Source organism: Providencia rettgeri (assembly GCF_013702265.1).
GTDB lineage: Bacteria > Pseudomonadota > Gammaproteobacteria > Enterobacterales > Enterobacteriaceae > Providencia > Providencia zhijiangensis.
The window spans coordinates 1,510,197-1,533,076 of record NZ_CP059348.1; the positions used below are offsets into that span (position 1 = coordinate 1,510,197).

9 protein-coding genes are annotated in these 22,880 nt (G+C 39.4%); 4 read left to right on the plus strand and 5 right to left on the minus strand.

Features of this window, described 5'->3' with window-relative positions; translation table 11 throughout:
- The first annotated feature begins 1 nt into the window (after position 1).
- A complete protein-coding gene (locus H0913_RS06875) occupies positions 2 to 10,225 on the plus strand; it encodes an anthrax toxin-like adenylyl cyclase domain-containing protein (RefSeq protein ID WP_181478295.1) in 10,224 nt (3,407 codons plus the stop codon).
- Positions 10,226 to 10,292: 67 nt separating this feature from the next.
- Here H0913_RS06875 and H0913_RS06880 read toward each other — a convergent pair whose 3' ends face one another.
- The 4 genes from H0913_RS06880 to pncB form a co-directional block, all read right to left on the minus strand.
- Positions 10,293 to 11,483 carry an amino acid aminotransferase gene (locus H0913_RS06880; RefSeq protein ID WP_154604236.1) on the minus strand — a complete coding sequence of 397 codons (1,191 nt, stop codon included), beginning with the start codon at positions 11,481 to 11,483 and terminating at the stop codon, positions 10,293 to 10,295.
- Positions 11,484 to 11,809: 326 nt separating this feature from the next.
- Positions 11,810 to 12,895, minus strand: a complete 1,086-nt coding sequence (locus H0913_RS06885) for a porin (RefSeq protein WP_269749705.1) — start codon at positions 12,893 to 12,895, stop codon at positions 11,810 to 11,812.
- 555 nt (positions 12,896 to 13,450) lie between these two features.
- On the minus strand, positions 13,451 to 14,851 hold the full coding sequence (gene asnS / locus H0913_RS06890) for an asparagine--tRNA ligase (RefSeq protein ID WP_154639102.1): 1,401 nt from the start codon (positions 14,849 to 14,851) through the stop codon (positions 13,451 to 13,453).
- A 234-nt stretch (positions 14,852 to 15,085) separates the two neighbouring features.
- Positions 15,086 to 16,300: a nicotinate phosphoribosyltransferase gene (gene pncB, locus H0913_RS06895; protein ID WP_154639103.1), complete on the minus strand. Its 1,215-nt coding sequence runs from the start codon at positions 16,298 to 16,300 to the stop codon at positions 15,086 to 15,088.
- A gap of 456 nt (positions 16,301 to 16,756) precedes the next feature.
- On the opposite strand from pncB, the gene pepN reads away from it, so the two are divergent.
- The 3 genes from pepN (at position 16,757) to H0913_RS06910 (ending at position 21,538) form a co-directional block, all read left to right on the plus strand.
- Entirely contained in the window at positions 16,757 to 19,375 is a 2,619-nt protein-coding gene (gene pepN / locus H0913_RS06900; protein WP_181478297.1) for an aminopeptidase N, read from the plus strand.
- A 305-nt stretch (positions 19,376 to 19,680) separates the two neighbouring features.
- The gene (gene pyrD / locus H0913_RS06905) at positions 19,681 to 20,691 is read left to right on the plus strand and encodes a quinone-dependent dihydroorotate dehydrogenase (protein WP_181478299.1); all 1,011 of its coding nucleotides are present in this window, start codon (positions 19,681 to 19,683) and stop codon (positions 20,689 to 20,691) included.
- Positions 20,692 to 20,992: 301 nt separating this feature from the next.
- Complete coding sequence (locus tag H0913_RS06910) at positions 20,993 to 21,538, plus strand: cell division protein ZapC (protein WP_154604232.1); 546 nt, start codon at positions 20,993 to 20,995, stop codon at positions 21,536 to 21,538.
- Positions 21,539 to 21,734: 196 nt separating this feature from the next.
- On the opposite strand, the gene H0913_RS06915 is transcribed toward H0913_RS06910, so the two are convergent.
- Positions 21,735 to 22,856 (minus strand): YcbX family protein, encoded by a 1,122-nt coding sequence (locus H0913_RS06915; protein ID WP_154604231.1) that lies wholly within the window; start codon positions 22,854 to 22,856, stop codon positions 21,735 to 21,737.
- Positions 22,857 to 22,880: the final 24 nt, after the last annotated feature.

The following is a 22,880-nucleotide window of genomic DNA, read 5'->3' on the forward strand; positions in this document are numbered from 1 at the left end:
CATGAAAAAAAATCTCCTTTCGGTTAAATTTATTCAAAAAAATTTTATAGAACATATAAAAGATAATAGAGGTATATGGTCAAAATTCATTTCTAAAAGAAATGATTTAAAAGATTTAAATAAAATGACTACGGTAAATGGAATTAATTATGCTAATTCAGGGGGGTATTGTTATGGGTTTTCTTATGCTTTTCTTACTTATAGTACGATAGATGAAAGCGAACGATATTTTCATCAAATGAATGATTTGTTATCTGTTATCAATAGTGGTTATGAAGGTGAAAATCCGATAAGTAAGGTGAAAAATAAAGCCTTAAAGATGCACTCAATATTATTATTTAACGAATTAATGAGGGATGTCATCTTGACACAAGGTATTGAGATGAACTCAGGAATCGAGGGGGATTTATTGAGTAAAGAATTTTATTATCCTATCGAGAGAGAGTCGTTTTTAGATTACATGAGTAAATCGATAGGAAAAAATAAAATAGCGTATGGAGTTTTTTATCATAAAAATGAAGTCGCTAAAAAGTATATTAATTATATGTATGAGCTGCAAAAAATAAAAATTAATGATTTCTATAATGCACTTAATAAAGAACCTGTATTTTTTGAGAGCGGTAAAGGCGCAGAGCTATTGTCAGATCCTTGGTTTATGTCATTTTATAGAAAATTTCATAGTAAAAAAGATGTGATAGTAAATGACTTTACACTTGATGATGCCAATTTTTTTAGAGAAATGGTGTCTAAGAGTATTCAGTGGGAGAACTATCATCAACAAGAACGATTCAATTCAAATCATGGGATACAGCTTAATAGTTATCATCATAGTTACTTTGATAGATCTAAAGCTAGAACAGAAATAACCGTCACTAAATTTATAGATAAAATAAAAAATCATACTAAGATGAGTAGAGAACAACTATTATTTGAGTTCTCTAGTCCTAATCACACAATGGCAATATCCATTAAATATAATAAGAAAACTCGGTCATGGGATTATATGTTCTTCGATCCTAATATGGGGATAATAAAAAATTATAACCAGAAAAATTTTGGCGAATTTCTTCATCAATATGTTAGTGAAAGAGCAAGATTTTACTTATTTAAAAGTGAAAGTGACGATTTTTTGATTGAATTTAGCCAGTTCGACAATGTTAAATCTATAAAAAAACCCTTAAAAGGAATTAACATTAATGACCTTCATATGACGGAAACTTTACTCCTCACTGAGAATGGGGGGGCGATTTATTTGGATGAAAATAGAGAGAATAAATTAAAATATAAAAAATTATTTTTTGATAGTGAATTTGTTAAGGTTAAACTGAATCTAAAAAATAAATCAAAATATATTTATACCGATATACTTGATGTGACAGAGTTAACTTCAATTATCAATAAAAATTTGGATTCACTATCAGCATTGTCGGGGGATATCGTGATTTCACAAAGTGGTAGTAAAGTTTACTCTGTCGGTGAAAATTTTGATGTAAATAGGTTAAACAGTATTTCACAAAAAGAAAATCATGTAGATTTAGTTAATAAAGACTATGACAGTGTTAATTTACATTTAAAGCCACTTGCAGATACGAAACCTTCGATTATTTCTGGTATTCCCGTATCTCATCAACACTTTATTAATCAAGTTGCGAATGACGAAAATATTATTATTGGTATTCGTCCTGTCGATCTTAAATCAACAAATTTAATTGAATCAGGAAATTACAGTAGCAAAGGTTTAGCTATCAAAGGAAAAAGTTCTGATTGGGGACCTCATTCAGGGTTTATTCCCATCTCTCAACAGTTTGCTAAGAAATCAGCGAGGGAGGATGTTGATAAATACAATCAATATATTCAAAAATCACTTAATAAGGGTGATGCAATTTCGGTTATTCTTGAAATTTCTTCAGATCGAGTGAATGAGCTTTTACAGCATAATGCTATCTCTCTTTCCAGAGAAAACAGCGAATCTGGATACAGTAAAGTCGTCTCCTTACTTGATGGAGAGGAGGTTGTTTTTTATCTGAAAAAATCGGCTTTCGGTGATAAGGATACTTGGCTAGTTTATCATCAAGAAGAGGGAGGAATTAAACCATTCTATGTTGTTGGTGATCCGAAAACCGGAAAAGCGATGACGGCTGATTATGATCTTTTTAGTATTATTTTTCCAATATCAGAACTAGAGCATTATGCCAAAGTGACGGAAATGCCAAGCTGGGCAGAATGGAAAAACAGCGTTAATTATGATGAGCTAACGGTACATCAGAAAGCGTTATACGCAAATGAAGTGGAATATAATAAGCATGAGGGCCGAGATAATGGCATCACAAATAGCAAAATTAAAGAAATAAAAAATAAGCTAAATCGAAAGCTTGGTCGTACAGATGGAATGGAGTTAATTCATCATGGTGCAGATGATGCAAACCCTGCAAGTGTGATGCAAGATAACTTTCCTATTACTTTTTTCCTTCCTGAAAAATTAAAAGGTAGAAACGTATTAACAGGGACATCAGAATCTATTTCTACTTATTTTCAGATGAATGAGCAAGGCGCTATTATCATCAATAATGCAGAGCAACTATCTAATTTTCAACAACTGTTAATCAATCAAGGTTATCGAGTACCTTTAAATAAAAAATGGAGTGAAGGTGATAATGGGCAGTATTTTGATCCTAAAAGAAAAATATCAGAAAGTTTTATTGAGGGGCGCATTGAGATTGCGAGAAAGAAAAGCCTGAATGATAGTTTTGAGGATGGAGGCGTTCGAAAAAGTGACCGCAATTATGATAACGCAATGGAAAATATTCTCGGTAAACCCATCGCTCAACTAGATGAGGGATTCGATGATATCTATTTTGCTGAACTAAAACAGCATAGTGCGTCTTTATTAGCAGGGGAGTCATCTCTAGCCACTGACTCAATTGATACATGGTTAGACCCAATGTTGAAATATCGTCTTACTAGAGCTCAAGATGCTGAAACAACAAGAACCATAAAGCCAACTGAATATAGTTACAATGTGATCATCCAGCTTGAAGGGGATAATGCATCGACAAATGCGACGGCAAATGCATTTTCGAAACACCCAGATGACTCGATGGTTATTCAATTCAATTTGAAAACGAAACAATACAAGATTTTGCACGGTGATGTTTCCAAATTAGATTCTGGGAAAGTGAGATGGATAACGGTGGGTCATGGCGATTATTTTGGGAGTAACCAGCCAACATTATATGCCAAAGTGAATGCGAGGCAGTTTTCTGATTCGATTCATTACTTACAAAAGAAAGTGCTCAATAATACTAAGCCATCCAAACTGGTATTAATGGGGTGTAATTTAGGGCGTGGTGGAATTAATGAAAATTTCGCATTAAGCGCAGCCTCAGCATTATCTGAACATAATTTGAATATGCCAATTACTGCCTATAATCGACTACTTAAAAACATCTATTTAGGAAATAAGTTTGTTAAAGTTGATGGGGATAGTAATGATTCTGTCAGCACGAAAGAGTATAAATTTATTTATCAGTTTAATACTGATACCCAGCAAGTCAGAATAAATAAGAACTCATCAACTTTGTATTTCATCAATGAATTACGTCGTGGCGAAATTACATTATCACAATTGAATAATAATCTTGATCTTGATCCGCTAGGTGCATTTAGAGATGCGGATACACGACAGCTTGATTTTGATTTGATTAAGAAAGTGGCATATAACCCAAAGGCCTATGAGTTATTTGTTAGCGAATTGAAACAGCATCAAGGTGTTTTACCTGACAGCTTTCATCGTCATTTTTCTAAGCGACTCAATGAACTTGGGATGAAATCTATTCCAATATGGAAAATGGTGAATACGACCAAGATACAGCAAATTGCAGCGACTCATGTCGTCACTGAAGATGCTCCATTATCTGTTGTTATTCGTGTAGTCGGTGATCCTAAAGGGCGACAAATAGCAGAACAAATAGCCGCAAAAAATGAGAAAAATACCATTATTTTTCAGATGGATGTCGATAATAAAAAGTGGACTATTGAATATGGTGAGTCAGAGATACCTTCGTTAATTGAAAGCCAAAAGCCCGTAAAATGGACGGTTATAGGTGATGCTGAGGTTATTAGAAAGCCAACACAAAATTTATTAGCAGGGTTGGTTGCGGTAAAACAAAAATACCCAGTGATGTCACCGGAAAGTATTTTCTTCCATTCTATTGGTCCTCACATGCTCACAACAAGTGCTGAACACCATCAGTTTGCAGCAGATTTATCTGCTCATTTAAAGCAGCATGGCGTGAATGCTTCGGTCATAACCCAGTTTACCCGTGAAACCGTTGTCCCAACTAATAATCAGCCCTTTATCAATTCGGATAGCTCAGTGCTTAGCCAAACGAACCATCAAAAGGTGCAATCTTTACTCGAGCGCATTGCGTTAAAAGAAATTGATGTGAATAGAATTCAACTCACTGAGCATCCTTATATGGCGGTGTATTTTGGGGACGAGGCTGGAGGGATAGATGCCAATAAAATTAAAATTGCGATTAATGATCCATTACTCAATGTGCAGATAAATCGTTATCTTTCCCATGAGTTAACAGAGAACAAAGTGGATTTTGATGCGTTATTTTATTGGCCTACGGTCACGACATTGCAGAGGCAAGCCGCTGAACTAAGAATCATTTTGCAAAGTTTACGTCATGATCCAACCATGATTAATCATCTCAGCGAGCGCTCTCTTGTGCAATTGAAAGCGTTGTATCCATCAATATATGGACCTAATCGTAGTGAAATAATGGCATTAGTGACAAACACCAATGCCTACACACGGCTTAATGATGAACTATTAGCGCTCAGTAATCTTCAGGTTGATAACCTTGATAAGGGCGGTTTAAAGAATTTATCCCTCGAGCAGGTATTACAACTTTATCGAGATGGTCAACGGCAAAAACATCAACAATTTAGTAAGCTTATTAATCAAAGAAACCTTCATCCGGATGGAGGACAAATTAATCTAATTAATCATGGATGGATAAGATACGGAGATTATTCTTCTGCATTCGATCAAAAGATAGGACTTATTTTAGGCATAGAACACCAGATATTGGGTGTTGAGCACGCTCGAGATTTAGTTGAGCTACGAGCTGAGCTATTACAAAAACAGCATCAAGGAACGCTTTCTAACAAGGAAACGGAAGCATTACATCAGATTCAGAATTATATTGCTGAAGTCGGAGATCGTTACTCAAATAAAGGTATTTCATTATCGGATCAATCTATTGTAGATACGCTATCAATAAGTAATAACTATTATCATAATGATAGTGATGGGCTGTTGTTTATCAAAGGGAAAAGTACCACGTTTACAATTAGCCAAGTCACAAAAAATGGTATGAAACAGTACAGCCTATTTGACCCTAATGGTTTACAGATCAGCGTGTCACTGAGCGACTCATACGCAGCGAGGAAAAATTTCTTTAAGTTGGTAGGCGATTATTTCAATGAAGATATTATGCTGGCTGACGGTAAGAAAATAACACGTGGGCAGCATGCAGGGTTTAATCAAGATGAGCGAGGCCACTTTAGAGCGGATATAGAGCATGTTGATATTGGTGACAGGAAACTGTTTGGTGATCTATCAGCTCAGAGAAATATCATAGCTCAGCATATTGATACAGCTTTATCATCAAATGGTTGGGTGACGTTCTATGGTGAAAAAATTGCATTAGCAAGGCTACAAAGCTTAGGAGTAACAGTTAATGGTGAACCGATTACTTTAGTACATACTAAACAAACTGGCTGGGAAGCTGATGCTCGGTTTAATGGTAACAAATTATCATTTGAATTGACGACTCTTGAGGGCAGTGAGTCAGACCATTCGTTATTAAAAATAGTTCATCGAGCCAAGCAGGAACATCATCCTCTCATTGATAATGAGATGGATTTTACGACGAGTGGTAGTTACAAAAAACAAATTAAAGTCATTGAGGGTGCACCTGATATTAATAATCCGCAGAGGCTACCTACGCTTATCGTTGATTTAAATAAAGCGGGGCAAAAATTATCCTTATTTCAGCATATCGGATCTCGTGCGGGTCAAGTAATGGGAGCTGCTGGAATGACTCAAGCGTTAATCAGTATCTCCAGCCTATTGAATAAACTCAACAACCCTGATTTAACGGCAGAAGAGTATGCTGAATTAGAAAAACAGCTTTATATCACCTGTGGCTCCGCATTTTTCAATTATGGCGATATGATTTTACAGCCTATTTTACTAAAAATAGCGGGCAATAATGGTGCTTCCGCATTAACTAGAAGTCGAATTGCTTCAGGGGTCGTGGTTGTATTCAACCTAGTTGGTATGGGGATTGATGCTTATCAAGCATATGATAACTTGTCCAAACTCGAGAGTGTGACCGATCCAAAGCAGCGCCAAGATTTGATTGTGAATGCCTCTTTCTCTATTGCGAGTTTTGTTATCAATGGGGTGACTGTTGTTGGTGTGCTGGTCTCTTCATCGACGATTCCTGTTGTTGGTTCGGTGATTGGTGGGCTTTTAATTGTAGGCGGTTGGATTTATAACGGGCGCCGTGCGGTTGAAAATATTAAGGCAGAAATTGATATTAGTTGGGACCGAGAGTTGGAAGAGGGGATTCGAGGGGCATTTGGTTTAGACCCGACTCAGCGAACTCAGCAAGAAATCATTATTAAGCGATACATTGATTCATTTAAGCATGCTGACTGGGAGATGGATCTAAATCATTTTGAGCAATCATTACAGCCAGCAGGTTTTGATCATCATCTTAGTGTTATTGACAAGCCTACTTATGAAAAAATGGATCGTTATTATTTAGTGGATAATGAGGGTAATTATTTCGGAGGAAAACGAGGTTATATAAAAATCGATTTATTTACTAGGAAAGCACACTATACCAAACGAGGGGCTCCATCATATACATTACAAGATGCTAACCTACTATTGAATTCCTATGTATTAACTTATGATGGAATGGCAAGGCGTAAAATAGGGCGTGGACATATTCCTTTGTTTAAAAAGGAACTAAAAGAAACTTTCGAGCTAAAACGTATTGGTAGCGAATCTTCAGATGAGCGATACTCGTTCAATCCCAACTACTCAGATCCATTATTGGCACAATTTAAAAATAGACATCAAATTCAAGATTCAGACCTAATGTTGCCAATAGAAGCGCAATTAGGGACTTCTCATCCTGAACAATTAAGTTTTTTCTCTAAAAAAACTAAATTTGGGCCTTTAGGGCAATCGATCATTTCGGGTAATTATCAGCGCTACAGTGAACACTTAGTGGATGATAAACAAAAAATCAGCTGGTATTTGAATGATAGGGAAAGTCGCGGGAGTAGTTTTAATAGTGCCACAGGAAATGACCTTATTATTGGTTTCCAAAATCGTAAAAATGCATTTCTGATTTTATCAGGAGAAAAATATTTTGCGGGTGGTGATCGCGATGATTATTTTTATTTGAAGGATAACAGTCTTGTATCTTTGCGGTCTCGAGGAAATGAACCCACAAAGCTTTTAGATGGGCTACAAGGTAATGATACGTTAATTATTGATAACGTGCCGGATGAGTATCGTGCCAAGGTTAATTTAAATGAAAGCCGGGTGAGTTATCAACGAGAGGATCACCAAGATATTATTCATGTTGCTCACTTAAAAAGTATTGAGCATGTCGTGGTTCGTGGTAAGACGAATGATGAGATACACGGTGATGAAAACCATAATATTTTGGATGGTGGATTAGGTACAGATACTCTCTATGGTTATGACGGCGATGATAAACTCATTTTAACTCAAGGTTACGCCAATGGTGGGAATGGTAGCGACAGTTATCGAATTAGGCGTTTTGCCTGGTTTCAGCATATTGATGATTTAAATTATAAAAAACATCGCTTTAACTATGAAACAAAAGCCATTGATAAGCGGGATGAGGTAAGACCTAAGTATTTAAAAAATGAGAAACATTTTAACGCGGTGATCACAATTGATGAAACGACGGATTCATCCAGTATTGTGAGTTTAGATTATGCACTAAAAGAGATACATGATGTATATGTTGAAGGAAATCATTTATATATAAAGATCCAATTACCAGCAGAAACGATAGATGGGCATGTTTTCTCGAATATTCACAGTCAGGTGACGCTGGAATTAAAAAATGTTTACCGCTCAACATCAAAGGGCAGAGAGGCGCGACATAATTATCACTTACGCACACATGATGGGTTTATTCTAACGAGTGAATTGCCTCAATTATCCGTAGACACTTCATCTGTTTATCGCGACAAGCTATTCAATATCCATTATTTACAAGTTAATGACCAACTTCACCGTTCCGATAACAAAACTCTTTTGATTGATGAGGTCAAAGGCGAATTAGTTATTGATGGAAAGCATACCTATGTTTCCTCTACATGGGGAACGTTATTACCCTTGGGTGCGGCAAAAAATTTAACTTATAGGGGTAATGAAAAAAATAACATTGTTTCTCATGTTAAGTCGGGTAGCCAAATAAAAGTGAGTCTGGGGCAAGATGCCTATCAAATTAGCCAATTAGACTACGAGCATGGGGATATTATTTTTGATTTCTCAGAAGTTAATCATCAATACACCGATCAGGATAAAGTTATTTTATTGTTGCCGGTTGTGAATGGCTATCAATTAAAAATGGAAGGCTCTCGGTTGGTATTAAAAGATAGATTTTTGCAGACACAACTGGCTATTCAATTTAAGCAGTTTAATGAAAAAACAAGCAATGCAGTTTTAATACAAGATAAACATGGTCATTTATTTACTGTTAATTTATATGATGGGCAGGGAACCATTACACCATTAATAACGGTAGCTGAATCCACTGACGACAATGACAAAATTATTGTCCCTCATGGTTATATTTCTGAACAAAGAGTGATAGACGGTCAGGATGGGGATGATGTGATTATTGACAATAGTGCAATGAGCCATGTCCTGCTGGGTGGTGATGGCGATGATACCCTCAGAGCAGAAAACGGGCACAATGTTCTCTATGGTGGTGCAGGCGTTGATTTCTTGACCGGAGGGACGGGACAAGACTTATTGCTATCGGATCACGGAACGGATGTCTTGATGGGGGGAGCGGGTGATGACCATTATCTTATTGATGGAAACAAAAGCGGCGTCACTTACATCGATGATACTCAGGGGAATAATCAACTATTTTTGCTTAATTTTGATGCTCATTTTCTCACTGAAACTGATGCTGATGGACATACTTATCATATTTATTTTTCGAGTCATGAACATTTTGTACAGATTAAGCAACCTAAAGAGGGCAGTGATGGCTCGGTGAAAGTTCATTTACTCGATGAACCTCCGGAAGCCTTTCAAGCTGCACTCAATAATGGATTTGAGTCATTGGCACAACATTTCGCTAATAAACTCACGACGGCACAAAAATTAGGCCTAGTAGAGGATTGGAAGCCAGCTAATGAGTTATATGTTTTACAGAAAAATATTCCTAAGCCTATTCAGCTAACATCACGTGTCGATATCTTGCATCTCACAAATGAGACTCCTAGAGGCCAATGGTTTATTGATGCGCTAGCGGATAATGATCTCATTAGTGATCAAAGTAAACAGGGCCGTATTGTCAAAGGTGGCGATGGAAATGATGTGCTGCTGATGGCTGATGGAGAAAATGTTTTATGGGGTGGTGAGGGTAATGACATTTTGCAAGGAGGAGAAGGGCAAGATGTTCTGATTTCAACTCGGGGCGACGATAGGCTTATGGGGGGAATGGGAAACGATCTTTATATTATTAATGGTAATGCACAAGGCAGTGTGACAATTGAGGACTACCATGGGGTGAATCAGGTAGTGTTGATTAATTTCAAACAGACGCCGAAGTTTACTAAAGTATCCGATGATATTTCTAAAATGATTTTTGAATCAGAAAATGGACGTAAGGTTTCTATTCTATTCAAAGAAAATCCAATGAATGTTACCAGTATGTTGGATGTGAAACATATTGATAATCACGCGGCTTTTTCTGCTCAAGAGATGGATAACACCTTTGATCTTTTAGTTCAACGACTCGTTGAACAGCGTGTCGAGTATGAACACAATTTTGATTTAGCCGCTTCGCCGGCTCATAGGCAAAATCGTTGGGATGCTGTTTTACATACTCAGCAATTTTTAAATAATTTCTATTAGGTTCGAATATAAAAAAACACCCCGGATTGGGGTGTTTTTCAATGTATATAACTCTAAAAGTGAAATTTTACAGCACTTTTACGATAGCATCACACAGAGGAACCATGTTTTCCAGTGTTAAGCCAGCTACGTTGATACGTCCAGAGCTCACGGCATAGATACCAAATTCGCTACGTAGACGCTCTACCTGCTCTTTAGTCAGTCCACTGAAGGAGAACATACCATTTTGGTTGATGATGAAGCTAAAGTCTTGTTTAGCGCCTTTCTCTTCCAATGTTTTAACCAGCAATTGACGCATGCGTTTGATACGCTCGCGCATTGAAGTCAGTTCTTGGATCCACTCAGCTTTTAATGTTTCATCAGACAGGATAGTGGTAACCACCGCCGCACCGTGTGCTGGTGGGTTAGAGTAGTTAGCACGAATAACGGCTTTTGCTTGGCTAAATGCGCGCTCAGCGTTATCGCTATCTTTTGCGATGATGGTGCATGCACCCACACGCTCATTGTACAGACCGAAGTTTTTCGAGAATGAGCTTGCCACAATCATTTCTGGGTTATTTTTGGTAAAAATGCGTAAGCCTTCCGCATCTTCATCTAAACCTTTCGCAAAACCTTGGTAAGCGAAGTCGAATACAGGTAATAACCCTTTTTCAGCACACAGAGCAGCCAGTTGAGTCCATTGCTCTGGCGTTGGGTCAATACCAGTTGGGTTATGGCAGCAGCCATGGAGAACAATCACATCACCAGCAACTGCAGATGACAGGCTGTTCAGCATGCCAGTAAAGTCCATACCGTGGTTAGCTGCATCGTAGTAATTGTAAGTCAGCACTTCTAAGCCAGCTGCTTCGAAAATATTCTTATGGTTAGGCCACGTTGGGTTGCTGATCCAAACACGCTTTGCGTTAGTTTGTTTAGCAATGAAATCGGCTGCGATACGCAGGGCTCCTGTGCCACCTGGCGCTTGTGCGGTACGAGCACGTTGTGAGCTGATGATTTCATGGTTAGCACCAAACAGCAGCGCTTGAGTGACACGACCAAACTCCGGCATTCCGCTAATCGCGAGGTAGTTTTTGGTATTCTCGTTTTCTAGCAGGAATTTCTCTGCTTTTTTGACGGTGTCTAGAACAGGGGTTTTACCTGATTCGTCTTTGTAGACACCGATACCGAGGTTGATTTTGTTATCGCGAGGATCAGCACGGAAACTATCAGCAAGACCGAGGATAGGGTCAGCTGGGGCAGAAATGATTTTCTCAAACATATTGTCGATTCCAAAACTCTGTGGTTTAGCTGAAAAGAGGTATAACGGAAAATGTCGAGCCATCAGAGTAACTTGGAAGAGGGTTTTTGCCAATTGTTTTACTAAAAATTGGTGTGATCTTGTGAGCTAGATAGCCATTACATCAAATTTAACCAAAAATTGAGTATAGACCAGTGAGTTAATCTAATTAGTGGGATTATTAACAAATAAGAGGGTTAGCAGGTTCGATTATGGGGAATATAAAATACCTGCAATAAAAAAGCAGCGCCGAAGCGCTGCTTTCAAAAACATGATTTACTGTTTTCAGATTATCAGTTAACTGATAATTAGAATTGGTAAACTAAGCCCAGACCAACTACGTTGTCAGTCATCAGACCTTTAGCTTCAGTAAAGTCGTTGTCTTTCAGCAGGTTGATTTTGTAATCAACAACTGCAGACATGTTTTTGTTGAAGTAGTAGTAAGAACCTACAGAGATATATTTAACTAAATCTTGGTTGCCGTAACCTTCTAAGTCTTTACCTTTAGATTGGTTATAACCTAAAGATGGTTTCAGACCGAAGTCGAACAGGTATTGAGCTACTAATTCAACGTTTTGAGTTTTGTTAGCGATGTAGTGTTTATCACCGAAGTGAGTAGTGTTCAGTGCTTCACCGTACATAGCTGCTAAGTATACGTTGTTAGCGTCAAATTTCGCACCAACGTTCCATGCTTGAGCACGTTTACCTTCAGCTTCTGAAGTTTTTTGAGCTTCAGTACGAGCAGAGTTAGAGTAACCACCACCCAGAGTCACGCCCCAACCTAAGTCATAAGCGGTAGATAAACCGTAACCGTCACCGTTGTCTTTGTAACCAACGCCAGTACCTGATTTGTTAGAATCAGTGTTTTTGCCTTGGTATTGCAGCGCGAAGCTCAGGCCATCAACATAACCGAACATGTTGTTGTTACGGTAAGTAGCTAAGTTACGGTTACGTGAAGTCATGAACGTGTCAGTTTGAGCCATAGTGTCGCCGCCCCATAATGGGAAAACGTCGGTCCATGCGTTCGTGTCATAGATAACACCGTAGTTACGGCCGTAGTCGAAAGAACCGAAGTCTTTGAATTTCAGACCAGCGTAAGCTAAACGGTTTTTGTTATCGTTGTTGTTTTCAGTTTTGTTAGTCTTAGTTTCCCACTCGAAACGACCAAAACCAGTCAGTTGGTCAGTGATTTGAGTATCACCTTTAACACCTAAACGAACACGTGAATCGTCGCCGTCTTCGCCGCTTTCTGAGTTAGCGAAGTAGTGACGAACGTCAACTTTACCGTACAGGTCTAATTTGTTGCCGTCTTTGTTGTAGATTTCAGCTGCGTTTGCTGCACCAGCAGCTAACAGAGCTGGGATAACCATTGCAAGAATATTGCGTTTCATCATTATTATTACCCTCATTGGTGTTATTCGGACACCTGCCACTGCCAAAAATAATCCATAAATTTCTTTTGAACTATTTATGAGAGATTAGTGTCGTCTTTAGTCGGCGTCCAGTGTTCCATTGGTAGATAAATTTATCTACCCCCAAAATGCTACAAAAACGAAGATTCTGAAACAAATGGTAACAAGGTGTTTCCAAATGTAAAAAATAGAGCAAAAAATAACCACTCATCCTACCAGTTTAAAAAATTTTACAAAAAAGAGGGAACTTTTTTGAAAGACAAATTGAACTTTTTTCGAACGATATCATTCATTGATGAGGGAAAAGTGTACTGACAAATAAGAATGGTAACACGCTCAAAGCAGATTATTCTTAGTCGGAATAGGAATCGTTAATAAAAAAGCAAAAAATAGGGCAATAAAAGGAAAACTGTGACAGTGATCTCAAAATATTCAGTCAGGGCTAATAGTTAGTAATAAACAGTAGAGATAAAAATATCGGGCCACTTAGTGACCCGATATGAAAAACCATTTAAGCCATATGATGGGCAATTGGCATTAGAATGCCGCGTTTCTTGGGGTACGTGGGAATGGGATCACTTCTCGTACGTTGCTGACGCCAGTGACGTAAGCAATTAAACGCTCAAAACCAAGACCGAAACCGGAATGAGGCACAGTGCCGTAACGGCGCAGATCACGATACCACCAGTAATCTTCTTTATTCATGCCCATTTCTTCTAAACGTGCATCCAGTCTATCTAAACGTTCTTCACGCTGAGAGCCACCGATGATTTCGCCAATACCAGGGGCTAAGACGTCCATCGCGGCAACGGTTTTACCGTCTTCGTTAAGGCGCATATAGAAAGCTTTAATATCTTTCGGGTAGTTTTTAACCACAACTGGCGCTTTAAAGTGTTGCTCAGCTAAGTAACGCTCATGCTCAGAAGACATATCGACCCCCCAGTAAACTGGGTTTTCGAATTTCTGACCGCAGGTTTCGAGGATTTTGATCGCATCGGTATAGTCAACTTGTGCAAAATCAGAATTCACAAAACGTTCCAGACGGTTAATCACGTCTTTATCAACACGCTCAGCAAAGAATTCAAGGTCATCACGACGCTCTGTTAATGCTGCTTTGAATGCATATTTCAGCATTTTTTCAGCCAGACCGGCGATGTCATCTAAGTTAGCAAATGCCACTTCAGGCTCTAACATCCAGAATTCAGCTAAGTGACGGCTGGTGTTGGAGTTTTCAGCGCGGAAAGTTGGACCAAAGGTGTAGATTTTGCTTAATGCGGTGGCATAAGCTTCACCGTTCAACTGACCAGAAACCGTTAAGAAGGCTTCGCGACCGAAGAAATCTTCGCTGAAATCCACTTCGCCTTTGTCATTACGCGGCAAGTTGTTGTAGTCCAGTGTAGAAACACGGAACATTTCACCCGCACCTTCAGTATCTGATGCAGTGATAAGTGGAGTCGATACCCAGAAGAAACCTTGCTCATCAAAGAAACGATGCAGAGCTTGCGCTAATGTGTGGCGAACACGTGCAACAGCACCGATTAAGTTAGTGCGTGGACGCAAGTGAGCGGCTTCACGTAAAAACTCGACGCTGTGGCGTTTTGCTGCCATTGGGTAAGTGTCAGGATCTTCAACCCAACCAACGACTTTTACTGCCGTTGCTTGCAATTCAAAAGATTGGCCTTGACCTTGAGATTCGGTCACGACACCAGTGACTTCCACAGAGCAGCCTGTGGTTAAATGCAGGACTTCGTCATTATAATTAGATAAATTATTATTGATGATAGCCTGTAATGGGTTAAAGCATGAACCGTCATAAACGGCGAGGAAAGAAAAACCAGCTTTTGAATCTCTCCTTGTACGTACCCAGCCTTGAACGGTGACTTCAGAGCCCACCGCCACACGGCCTTGCAGTACATCGACTACAGGCGCAACGATCATAAAAATTACTCTCTTTTAAATAATATTAACGATATGAGATGACGAGTATGCGTTATTGGGGTTGACTGCTTAAGGGTTTACGAAGAAACACTATATAAGAAGAAAACTCACGATAAGAAAAAGCGATAACCCGACATCTTTTCCGAAATCCCATATTTCAGGGGTAATCTGCTATGTTACTTGCCATTTGGCAGGAAACAAGTAAAAAATCGCTATCGGGTTATTAATTTGGTTTTAGCAGGCTTTTTCCATTTTAGGAAGGTCAAAGGCTTTGCGTAGCTGATTCACAAATTCATCATCTTCACAGATGGTTTTTCCGGGGCTATCGGATAATTTAGCAACGGGTTTGCCATTACATTCTACCAGCTTGATCACAATATTCATCGGAACCACATTCGGAATGTTGCAAGTGAGCCTTGTGCCAATGCCAAACACTAAATTGATCCGTTTATGGAAATAGTGGTATAGCTCTAAGGCTTTTTGCAGGTCTAAATTATCGGAGAACACCAGCGTTTTACTCAGTGGGTCAATGCCCAATTTCTGATAATGGGCAATGGCTTTTTCACCCCATTCAATAGGATCCCCAGAATCGTGGCGTAAGCCTTGATAACGATTAGCAAACTCGCGGTCAAAATCACGTAAGAAAGCATCCATCGTAATACAGTCGGTGAGGGCGATACCTAGATGATTTGGGTACTCATCTAGCCAGCTTTGTAGCGCTTCACGTTGGCTATTGGCGAGTTCAGGGCTTATCTGTTGATGAGCTTGGAACCATTCATGCGCTTGAGTACCGACAGGCATTAAGCCCAATTCGCGAGCCAATTTGTAGTTACTGGTTCCCACTAAATAAGGGAATTCTTGCTTGAGCATGCCCACGATAGCCGCTTGCACTTCATAGGAAAAACGGCGGCGAGTACCAAAATCCATCAATTTAAAACCGGATAGATTCAATTGGCGTTCGCTGGCTTCTTGATAAAACAGTCCCAGTAACTTGTGCAGTTGGCTAACGGCATCATCAGCGGTAATGGTAGGGTGTCTGTCACGTTGAACAATTTCACTCACTAACGCTAACAGTGGCACTTCCCACATAATGACTTCGCGCCATGGACCACTGATGCGCATGGCCAGTTGGCCATTATCAGCGATGCTGACAACAACTTGCTTAGGATTAAAGCGGAATGTTTTCAGCCACGAAAGGTAATCTTCGGTGAAAAAGGGCAGAGTACGTAGGTACTGATATTCATCATCCGAAAGAGAAAGCTGTGCCATCAATTGGATCTGTTGTTCAATCTCATTGGCATAGGCACCTAAAATATCACTGCTACGGCAACGAAATTCAGCGACAACGGGAACTTGGTTGTAGCGGTGAAAAACGGCTTGCTGCATATGAAGCTTATAAGCATCGGTATCCAGCAGTGATGTAATAATCGGTGTTACGTCTAAATTCATGCGCGCAGAGTTCCTCGCGGAGCTGACTAATTGCTAAATCGTTAAAGTTGAAAAAGTATACCCGCTTTAACAAAAGATAGAAGTTTTATTCTATTTGTATGTTGTTGGAAGATAATTCAACTTTAATCCACCCAATTAACTGTTGAGTTAAACGCGTTCAACGTGGTCATTATTCTAAGCGAATCTTCATTTACTGTTCGATAACATACTCAGAACAATAATCACCGAATGATACTAACATGTAAATTTAGATTTAATAGATCTATAGCACCAACAGGCAAACCGCTCGCCCACAAAGTTGGATACTACTCTCATAAATTTGATGGGGAATAATAGAAAAACATCGCAATTTGTGATGAAAATGTTTCTCAAGTCGATTCACATTAGTTCATCTTATAGTATTGTATACAGTAGAAAGAGACTATGACACGGATATAACGAATAAAAAGGTTACCTATGACTCAGTTAAGACAAGCGAAATATCGTCAAGATTATCAAGCACCTGATTATACAATTACAGAAATATCCCTTGATTTTGACCTTGATCCCGCCAAAACCAAAGTGACCGCTATCAGTAAGGTAAAACGCCTTAATCCGCAATCTTCTACCTTAGAATTATTTGGTGAAGATTTAACTCTTATTAGCCTTGAAGTCGATGGTAAAGCGTGGACAAACTATAAAGAAGAATCCGGCAAGCTTATCATTGAATCGCTACCAGATGCGTTTACACTGAGTATTGTTAATGAGATTAGCCCTGAGAAAAACAGTGCATTAGAAGGTTTATATGTTTCTGGTGAAGCTTTGTGTACTCAGTGCGAGGCTGAAGGTTTCCGCCACATTACTTATTACCAAGATCGCCCTGATGTTTTAGCGCGTTACACCACCAAAATTACAGCAGACAAATCCCGCTATCCTTATTTACTTTCTAACGGTAACCGCATCGCGGAAGGTGAACTGGATGATGGCCGCCATTGGGTAAAATGGGAAGACCCATTCCCGAAACCAAGTTACTTATTTGCATTGGTCGCAGGGGACTTTGATGTTTTACGTGATGAGTTTGTAACTCGTACTGGCCGTAAAGTTGCCTTAGAGCTGTTTGTTGATAAAGGCAACCTAGACCGTGCGCCATGGGCAATGAAATCCCTGCAAAATGCAATGAAATGGGATGAAGAGCGTTTCGGTTTAGAATATGACCTTGATATCTATATGATTGTTGCTGTTGATTTCTTCAACATGGGCGCAATGGAAAATAAAGGCCTGAACGTATTTAACTCGAAGTACGTTTTAGCAAAAAGCGAAACCGCCACCGATAAAGATTATCTGAATATTGAATCTGTGATTGGTCACGAATATTTCCATAACTGGACAGGCAACCGAATTACTTGCCGTGACTGGTTCCAATTAAGTTTAAAAGAAGGGTTGACCGTATTCCGTGATCAGGAATTTAGCTCTGATTTAGGCTCACGTTCAGTTAACCGTATTAATAATGTCAAAGTGATGCGTGCGGCGCAGTTTGCAGAAGATGCAAGCCCGATGGCTCACCCGATCCGACCTGAAAAAGTGATCGAAATGAACAACTTTTATACACTAACAGTGTATGAAAAAGGATCTGAAGTCATCCGCATGATCCACACTTTGCTTGGAGAAGAGATGTTCCAAGCTGGGATCCAGCTGTATGTTCATCGCCATGATGGCAGCGCAGCAACGTGTGATGATTTCGTACAGGCGATGGAAGATGCATCGAATGTGGATTTATCCCTATTCCGTCGCTGGTATAGCCAATCAGGAACGCCAGTGCTGACCGTTCGTGATGAATACTCGCCAGAGAAGCAACAATATACGCTGCATGTTAGCCAAATGACGCCACCAACTGCCGACCAAGCAGAAAAACAGCCTCTGCATATTCCATTGGATATCGAACTGTATGGTGAAGATGGTGCGGTGATCCCGCTTAAACGTGATGGAAGTTTGGTGAACTCAGTCTTAAACGTCACTCAAGCGTCACAAAGTTTTGTATTTGACCATGTGACTTCTCGCCCAGTGCCTTCTTTATTACGTGAATTTTCTGCGCCAGTAAAACTGGATTATCCATATACGGATGCACAACTGGCATTTTTAATGCAGCATGCGAGCAATGAATTTTCTCGCTGGGATGCAGCGCAGCAACTAATTAATAACTATGCCAAAATTAACGTAGAAAAACTGCATAAAGGGGAAGCGCTAGTTCTGCCTGAGCATGTAGTGGATGCATTCCGCGCTGTATTGCTCAGTGACAATATTGACCCTGCATTAGCGGCTTTAATTTTGACTCTGCCTTCAGAAAATGAAATTGCGGAGCTGTTTACGGTTATTGATCCTGTGGCAATCCATAACGCGATTGATTTTATCCACTCAACGCTAGCGAATGAAATGCACGATGAGTTCTTAACGGTCTATCGCTCGATTAATATTGATGGATATCGTGTTGATCACGGAGATATTGCGCTGCGTTCACTGCGTAATACTTGCTTGCAATATTTAGCGGCAGCGGACGACCGAGAGTTGGCGAATAAGCTGGTAGAAGCGCAATACCGCAGTGCGGATAATATGACGGACTCACTCGCGGCATTAACCGCTGCAAACGAAGCGGGCTTGCCATGTCATGCAACGCTTATGGCAGATTTTGATGATCGCTGGCACCATGATGGCTTGGTGATGGACAAATGGTTTACGCTGCAAGGTACCAATCCAGCTAAAAACACACTGGCAAAAGTCCGTGAATTATTAAATCATCGATCATTTAGCATGACTAACCCGAACCGTGTCCGTGCACTAGTGGGTTCATTTACGGCGGGTAATCCAGTGAACTTCCACGCGGAAGATAGCAGCGGTTATCAATTCCTGTATGAGATCTTAGTGGATCTGAATACCCGTAACCCGCAAGTGGCATCGCGATTAATTGAGCCATTAATCCGTTTTAAACGTTATGATGCGAAGCGCCAAGGTTTAATGCGCGAGGTTCTGGAAAAACTGAAAGGGTTAGAAAATCTCTCTGGGGATCTGTTTGAGAAGATAACCAAAGCGCTAGAAAATTAATTCTTAGGATAGTAGGCCGTTAATTCTTAGAATAAATGCATGTAAGCCCTTAGATTTTCGAGTCTAAGGGCTTTTTTATGGTAGAAGATCAAAACAATTAGCACTTTTAGTGATATTTTCATGGATTATTACCCCACAGTTGGGGTAGCATATGTGCCGTTTTATCAAGCCAATCTCACTTGTATACTCACAAACCCTATTTGGTAAAACAGGTTTGGGGGTATTTTTGCACGCGCTGAGTTTGAGTGTGTCGTGTAGAGAAATGCATATTCAATCGTACTTAGACAGAAAGTAGGTTAATAGCTATGTTATATCACCTTGCCCGAAAGGCACTGTTTCAGCTCGACCCTGAAAAGGCCCATGAATTAACGTTTCGTCAGCTTCAGCGTTTAAACCACTCTCCTCTCCAATTCCTTCTTCGTCAATCCATTGCAACCAAACCCGTTACCTGTATGGGACTCTCCTTTAAAAATCCATTAGGCTTAGCCGCAGGACTCGACAAAAATGGCGAGTGCATTGATGCGTTTGGTGCAATGGGATTTGGTTTTGTCGAAATTGGAACCGTTACACCACGTCCTCAAGATGGAAATGACAAACCAAGATTATTCAGAGTTGTTGAAGCGGAAGGGATTATTAACCGCATGGGTTTCAACAATAAAGGGGTTGATAACCTGGTTGAGAACGTTAAAAAATCAACTTACGGCGGGATTATCGGGATTAATATTGGTAAAAATAAAGATACGCCCGTTGAGCATGGTAAAGACGATTATTTAATTTGTATGGATAAAGTGTATGCCCACGCAGGGTATATCGCGATTAATATTTCATCACCAAACACCCCTGGATTACGCACATTACAATATGGGGAAGCGCTGGATGATTTATTAAGTGGCATTAAAGAGAAGCAATTAGCACTGCAATCACTCCATCAGAAATATGTTCCTGTTGCGGTTAAAATTGCACCGGATTTAACTGAAGAAGAAATTGTGCAAGTTGCTGACAGTTTAGTGAGACATAATATTGATGGCGTTATTGCGACGAACACCACATTGGATCGCTCTTTAGTGCAAGGTTTAAATTACTGTAATGAAGCGGGTGGTTTAAGTGGTCGTCCGGTACAATTAAAAAGCACCCAAGTCATTAAACTTATTTCCCGTGAATTAAATGGAAAGTTACCAATTATTGGTGTTGGCGGTATTGATTCATTAACTGCAGCCAGAGAAAAAATGGATGCAGGGGCATCATTAGTCCAAATTTATTCTGGTTTTATTTACCACGGACCAAAGTTAATAAAGGATATTGTTAATCACATTTAAAAAAATGGTGATTAATTATACAAGGGGGTTTATTTATTCCCCCTTTTATCCTATATTAAGATTGAACATAAATTATATCCATTAAATGACAAGTTATACGTGTAGTTGTGCGGCATATAGTTCACGCTCATCTGATTAATTCGTTATTAAAAAGTCGACATTGATGTTTGCTTATATTGATCAGTCTGTCGTGTATCTTTTTCTTTTAAGCTTTAGGATATAACAGAGATATGTTTAAAGGGATCTTAATAAAGGATCCAAACAAAGCTTATTTGCTTATAACATCGCTAAAGGATCGTTTATGAATATTAAACCTGATGATCATTGGCGTTGGTATTTTGATCGTGACCATGACAGAGTGATGTTAGATCTCGCCAACGGCATGATATTTCGGTCTTGTTTCCCAGCTAAAATGTTGACTGTTTCTGCACAAAATGAAATGCCTTTTAGTATTGAAGATGCAGCAGAGTTTTATTTATTTGATGAGCAAGCCAAGAGATTAAATATTAGTTATGAAGAGAGAGCGGAATTAGTCTTAAATAGCCTAGTTGCTTACCGCTTTTTAAAGCCCCAAATGCCAAAAAGTTGGTATTTTTCCAGTTTCCATTTTATGAGTGCACCAGAACGCGGTCAGTTAATTCAAGTATGCTTAGAAAATAGCAATGTTTATTCAACATTTATTATTGCAGAAGCGGGTCATTCAGCAAGCTTGTGTTTATTAGCAGAAGCATCATTAGAATTACCGGATCGTACTTTGCGATTCTGTGATCCAATTAAGATCATGAACGATCGGATGATGCATTATCAGTCGAAAACCAAGCGCCTATTATATGGAAATGCCATGTAATTGATCACTGATGATCATATTCGTATTTTGATTGCTTTTATACGGAATAAAGTTTTCCATGCAAAATAAATAAAATGAAAAAATAGGCATGATAAAATTTATACGATAAATGTAGCTGAAGAATATGGGAAGAATTTATCTTTAATTAAGAGTCTCAACTAAAAAATTATTTTCTTAGTTGAGGCTTTATTTCTATTTAATCGGCTTGATTAAATGCAAGTTTGAGCGCAGTTTTTGGAATACAGCTACAAGCCAAAATATCCCCATTATCTTTGATAGCGCTTTGCTTTAGTGGAGTGACTTCCCCTTCAAGCAGTGAAATTCGGCAACGTCCACAAATTCCTGCACGGCATGAATAAGGGATTGAAAGCCCGTGAGATTCAAGCTGTTCAAGGATCACATGCTCTGTGTTTCCGATATATTCTATCTCTTCAAAAACCAAATTCACGGCAGTTGGAGTCGGTTTTGTGGTTTGGATAACAGGGGCTTCTCTATCGCGTAATGGATATTGTTTTGGCTGCTTAGTTTCTAATACGGTGAGAGTATCTCCTACGCGGATGATCCCCGTATTTTCAATTAATGCATTTTGCCCAAAATCCACATCACCAGTGTCATCCATACGGAAAGTTTGCAGCGTAGCGAGCGGTTCTGCGTGTGGGTGCTTGATCCCTTTCTCTGGACTGACGGTGGTCAAAATACAGCGGCTACAAGGTTTATCTAAAGTGAAGATCACATCACCAATTTGAATGCGTTTCCAGCTATCTTCTTCGAACGGCTTAGCACCGGTAATAATTAAGTTACCGCGAAATTGTTCGAGTTTTACGCTGGCTGGACAGCGGCGTTGTAGCTCTTGTACTGAGGCTTCATTGATAAGCAAAAATGGGTAGCCATCGGCAAAAGATAAGGGAATGTCTTGGTGCTTTTTGACTCGACGAGATAATTCAGGACTTAGCCATCTCAGTTGGACTGGCTCGTCAAAAAAGCTGCTTAACCAACTATTTATCTCATCGGGTGCAATAAGTGCATGAAAATGATTGCCCCAAACTTCTGTAGGACTCTGTTTCTCATTAAAGTCCTGATACAATACGGTGGCGCTTTCACCATTAGGTGCTTTTAGATAAAGCCCATTATTGAGCATAGCCGGGGTAAATAATAACATCTGCGGATATTTACGCGCAGTGATAAACTTACCTTCTAATGTGGTGACCATAAAGTTACGATCAAACGTCAATCCGCTGATATCAGCGTAACCATGAGATAGACGAATGCCCCTCATTGACTTGACTGGGTGTGTATACAGGCGCGAAAGCGTAATCATTTTTTAATCCTATAATTGTTGTGC